Annotated in this window: 7 protein-coding genes; all 7 read right to left on the bottom strand. The window is 69.1% G+C overall.

Going from position 1 to position 4,139, the window contains the following annotated elements:
• A partial coding sequence (locus tag SFHG_RS10855; RefSeq protein ID WP_042436344.1) for a hypothetical protein occupies positions 1–222 on the bottom strand: 222 nt, incomplete at its 3' end.
• On the bottom strand, positions 219–1,499 hold the full coding sequence (locus SFHG_RS08445) for a TadA family conjugal transfer-associated ATPase (RefSeq protein WP_052297894.1): 1,281 nt from the start codon (positions 1,497–1,499) through the stop codon (positions 219–221). The genes SFHG_RS08445 and SFHG_RS10855, both read right to left, overlap by 4 nt.
• A gap of 8 nt (positions 1,500–1,507) precedes the next feature.
• Positions 1,508–2,230: a Flp pilus assembly protein CpaB gene (gene cpaB / locus SFHG_RS08440; protein ID WP_042436342.1), complete on the bottom strand. Its 723-nt coding sequence runs from the start codon at positions 2,228–2,230 to the stop codon at positions 1,508–1,510.
• Between the two features lie 41 nt (positions 2,231–2,271).
• A complete protein-coding gene (locus tag SFHG_RS08435; protein WP_042436340.1) occupies positions 2,272–2,871 on the bottom strand; it encodes a hypothetical protein in 600 nt (199 codons plus the stop codon).
• Positions 2,872–3,357: a TadE family protein gene (locus tag SFHG_RS08430; RefSeq protein ID WP_042436338.1), complete on the bottom strand. Its 486-nt coding sequence runs from the start codon at positions 3,355–3,357 to the stop codon at positions 2,872–2,874.
• 2 nt (positions 3,358–3,359) lie between these two features.
• Positions 3,360–3,836 carry a TadE family protein gene (locus tag SFHG_RS08425; RefSeq protein ID WP_042436336.1) on the bottom strand — a complete coding sequence of 159 codons (477 nt, stop codon included), beginning with the start codon at positions 3,834–3,836 and terminating at the stop codon, positions 3,360–3,362.
• A 55-nt stretch (positions 3,837–3,891) separates the two neighbouring features.
• The coding region (locus SFHG_RS08420) for a Flp family type IVb pilin (protein WP_222859228.1) at positions 3,892–4,139 on the bottom strand (248 nt) is incomplete at its 5' end.

Raw genomic sequence — 4,139 nt, 5'->3', positions numbered from 1 at the left:
CACGCCGGCCGCCGACAGGCGCGCCTGCAGGGGCGACTCGGTGCGCGCCCGCCCGTCCTCGCGGCCCGACAGCAGGGCCTCGGCCGCCTGGCGCGCCAGGCTCTCGTCGCTTCTGGCGATGCGGTCGCGGCGCGCTATGACCACGGCCGCCACGAGCAGCGCCGCGGCGGCCGTGGCGATGAGCGCGCCCGCGGCGAGCGTCAGCGGGCCGGCGGCGCTCATCGCGCGCCTCCCGAGAACCAGTCGCGCTTGAGCTCTTCGCCGGCGAGGAGGAACTTGCGCTGGATGTTGGCCGGCGGCATATAGCCGCACGGCACGTGGCGGCCGACGATGCGGTCCTCCTCGTAGCGGTCCAGCTCGAACTCGAAGAGCTTCTGCATGCGCATGGTGCCTCCCTCCATGCCCGCGGGAGCCGAGATCTCGAGCACCTTGCGCTCGCCGGTCTTGTAGAAGCGCTCCGAGTGCACGATGAGGTCGATGGCCATCGATACCTCGTTGCGTATGGCCTCAATGGGCAGGTTGTGAGCCTGCAGGATCATGTCCTGCAGGCGGATCATCACGCGCTCGGGCGACGATGCGTGGATGGTGCCGATGGACCCGTCGTGGCCGGTGTTCATGGCCTGGATCATGTCGCTGGCCTCCTTGCCGCGGACCTCGCCGATGATGATGCGGTCGGGCCTCATGCGCAGCGTGCCCTTCAGGAGCGCCTCGATGTCCTGCCCCCCGGCGCCGTCGGCGTTGGCGGGCTTGGACTGCATGGGCACCCAGTCGTCGAGCTTAATCTTCAACTCGCGCGCGTCCTCGCAGGTGATGATGCGTTCGTCGGGGAACACGAAGCCCGACAGCACGTTGAGCAGGGTGGTCTTGCCGCTGCCGGTGCCGCCCGAGATGAGGATGTTGCAGCGGGCGCGCACCGCCGCCGCCAGGAAGTCCATCATGTCCTGCGACATCGTCCCGTTCCCGAGAAGGGACCCGGGGTCGGCCATGTCGTTTCGGAACTTGCGGATGGACAGCGTCGGCCACGGCGTCACCGGCGGCACCGTGGCGTGGATTCGGCTGCCGTCGGGCATGTTGCCGTCCTCCTGCGGGTTCATCTCGTCGCAGGTGCGGTTCAGCGGCCGGAGTATCTTGTTGATCACCCATCTGATGTCGTCGTCGCTCGAGAAGACGAGGGGGCAGGGCATCTTCTTGCCGCGCACCTCCACGAAGGTCTTGCCGGGTCCGTCGACGAGGATGTCGCTCACGTCCGGGTCGTCGATGAGCTGCTGTATGGCGCCGTAGTTCACGATGTCGTCCACGACGATGTCGCAGAGCTCCGCCACCATCTCCGGCGTCATGCGCAGGTAGGAGGCGCGCTGCTGCACGATGCCCGTGATCTGGGCGCGCACCTGATCGGGCGTGGGCCTCGACCCGATCCCCGCGCGCGAGGCGAGCTCCTCTTGGACCTGCTCGCGCATGTTGCGCGCCACGTCCCTGATGTTGATCTCCTGGTCCGCCATGGCGTCTCCTAGCCTTGGCGGTTGTCGAGGGTGATCTTCAGCCCGCCGCCAGAGCCCGCCCCGCCGGCGCTCATGATCCGGACCGCCTGCTCCTCGGTGACCTGGAGGGTGACCGTCGCGTAGGCGGTCGTCTCGGAGCCCAGCTTGTCGTCGAGGGCCACGACCTTGACGCCGCGCAGCAGCGGCGACCACGCCTGCTTGCCGTCGGCGTCCTTCTCGCCGGCCTCGTAGAGGGTCACGGTGTCCCCTTGGCCGATCAGGCCCGCCACCGCGCTCTCCGAGTCCACCGACACGGTGATGCCGACGGTGCCGGGCTCGAGCTTGCGCGACAGCGACGCCGCGTTCTCCGGGCCTGTGGCGAGCCCGCCCGTGACCACGGTGTTGCGCGGGATGTCGGTGACGGCCGCCTGGCCGACGAGGTCGGCCGCGTCCGAGACCGCGCCGTCGGGCCGGAAGGCGGCGGGCACGTCGGCGTAGGAGATGGAGGACTGGTCGATGGTCTGCCCGGCCTTGACCTCCTGCGTCGTCACCACGACCTTCTGCATCCCGCCCGATACCTTGGATTGGATCGCGGACGCCTGGTTGGCGGCGTTTATCCCGAAGCCGACGCCGCCGACCGCCACCGCGCACGCGGCGGCCGCCACGATCGAGAGGGCCTTCTGTCCCTGGGCCTGGCGCTCCGCGCCGTTCGCGGGGGCCGCCTGCCCCCCTTGTTTCCTGCCGAATGCCATGATCAACGTTCCTTTCGGGTCCTTACGCGGCGCGCCGCGCCCTACATCTTCGCCAGCTCTTGGTCGAGCTGGTCTTTCAGCTGGTCGGGCATGTTCTCGAGGCGCATGCCCTCGTACCGCATGCTCCCCGCGTCCTGCCCGGCCTCGAGCGTCCACTTGCCGTTCCTCGCGGAGGCGGGCCTCCAGACCTTTTCCTTGGCGTAGGGGCTCGCCGAGCCCGTTATGCCCGAGGCCACCTCGAACTGCGACCTTCCGGCGAGGGCGCCGAGCTGCGTGTCGACCTCCGTCGAGGCCCTTGCGAGCCAGGCGAAGGCGCGGTTGGCCTGGTCGACCTTCGCGTTCGCCCCCTCGGGCACCTCGTAGAACCACACCTCGACCTGTCCGTCGAAGCCCGATTCGCGCATGGAGGAGGCGATCTGCCGGGCGATCTCGCCGCCGGGGTCCTCCGAGTTCTTAACGATGAGCGAGCTCGCGGGGGCGGCGCAGCTCTGGGCCGCCTGCGACAGGCTCTCCTGCTGCTGCAGCCTCGCCACGAGGGCGGGGGACAGGTCGACGACGAGGGCCGTCACGATGAGAAGGGCGGTCACGAGGGCGGCGAACGCCGCCACGACCTGCCCGGATTCGTCTCTTCTGCGCGCCATCTAGCTCACCTCGAACCTGTACGACGAGATCCTCAGGCCGTCCACGCGGCGCTGCACGTCGACGGTCCCGATTCCCGGCAAGACGCCCTCGAACCGGTAGGTGACCGTCGCCTTGATGCTCGTGCGGTTCACGGACTCCGTGGCGCGGCTCACTCTCAGCTCGTCCCATTCGCTCGCCGCCAGGCCCTGCTCCTTGGTGCTCTGCGAGCCGTCTATGGCGACGTCGGAGACGGAGATGCGGTCGGGGTCGAGGATGACCGATCTTGCGGCGATGGCGCGCCTGAGCGTCTCCGCCTCGTCGCCGGGGGCGATCTGCTGGGAGCTCACGTCGGTCTGGGCGGCCGCTATCGCGCTGTCGAGGTCGCACTGGGACGCCACGAAGAACATCAGCTGGACCACCGTGAAGAAGCACGCGATGAACAGCGGCAGGGCAAGCGCCGCCTCCACCGTTCCCTGGCCGCTCTCGCGGGCGCTCCTCGATGCCATGCTCACCACCTCCCGACGGTGTCGTCGGCCGTGGCGGTGGCCTCAGCGGAGACCTCCAGGCCGTCCGGGTTGCCTCCGACCGAGGCCATGAGGTCCGGCAGGGGGGTGAGCCAATCGGGCGAGCAGGACACCTTGGCGGTGACCTCGTGCTCGCTTACCGACGACTGCCGCTGGGCGAAGGAGCTGCCGGTCCAGATGTGGTGGGTGTACCGTTTGGACTCGCTGCTCCCGAACTCGACGGACGCGTCCGCGCCCGCGATGGCCGGGTAGCGCTCGGCGACCCACGCCGCCGGGTCGTCCGCGCAGCCGGGGTCGGCCGCGCACTGCGCCGCGAGCGCGTCGGCGGCGATGTAGCACTCCGACGCGGCGATGGCGACGCGCCCTATGTCCATCGCGCCCGCCGCAAACAGGGCGAGGATGGGCACGATTATGGCGAGCTCCAGCGTGGCTTGCCCATTCTCGTCATGTTTGCGTTTCATCCGCTGCTCCGATCCGGCCCGGCCCCGGGCGTGGGCCCGGGGCCGTTCTGCGCCATTAGTGCGAGGTGTAGTTCAGGATGTTGTTCATCGTGTTGGTGACGTTCGACCACAAGGTCGCCACCTGCGTGCGGAACAGCGTCATCGCCACGATGACCGCGACGATGATCAGGCCGATGAGCAGCGCGTACTCCGTGGTTCCCTGGCCGCCTTCGGTCTCCGCCGCCAGAACCGCGGCCTCGGCCTTGACCAAGCGGCCCTCCACGGCCGACTTGATCTTCGAGAATGCCTTTCCGAACATGGTCT

It is taken from the genome of Senegalimassilia anaerobia JC110 (assembly GCF_000236865.1).
In the GTDB taxonomy this organism is placed as follows: Bacteria; Actinomycetota; Coriobacteriia; order Coriobacteriales; family Eggerthellaceae; genus Senegalimassilia; species Senegalimassilia anaerobia.
The sequence above is the reverse complement of the archived record's forward strand: the minus strand, read 5'-3'. Positions and strand labels throughout refer to the sequence as shown.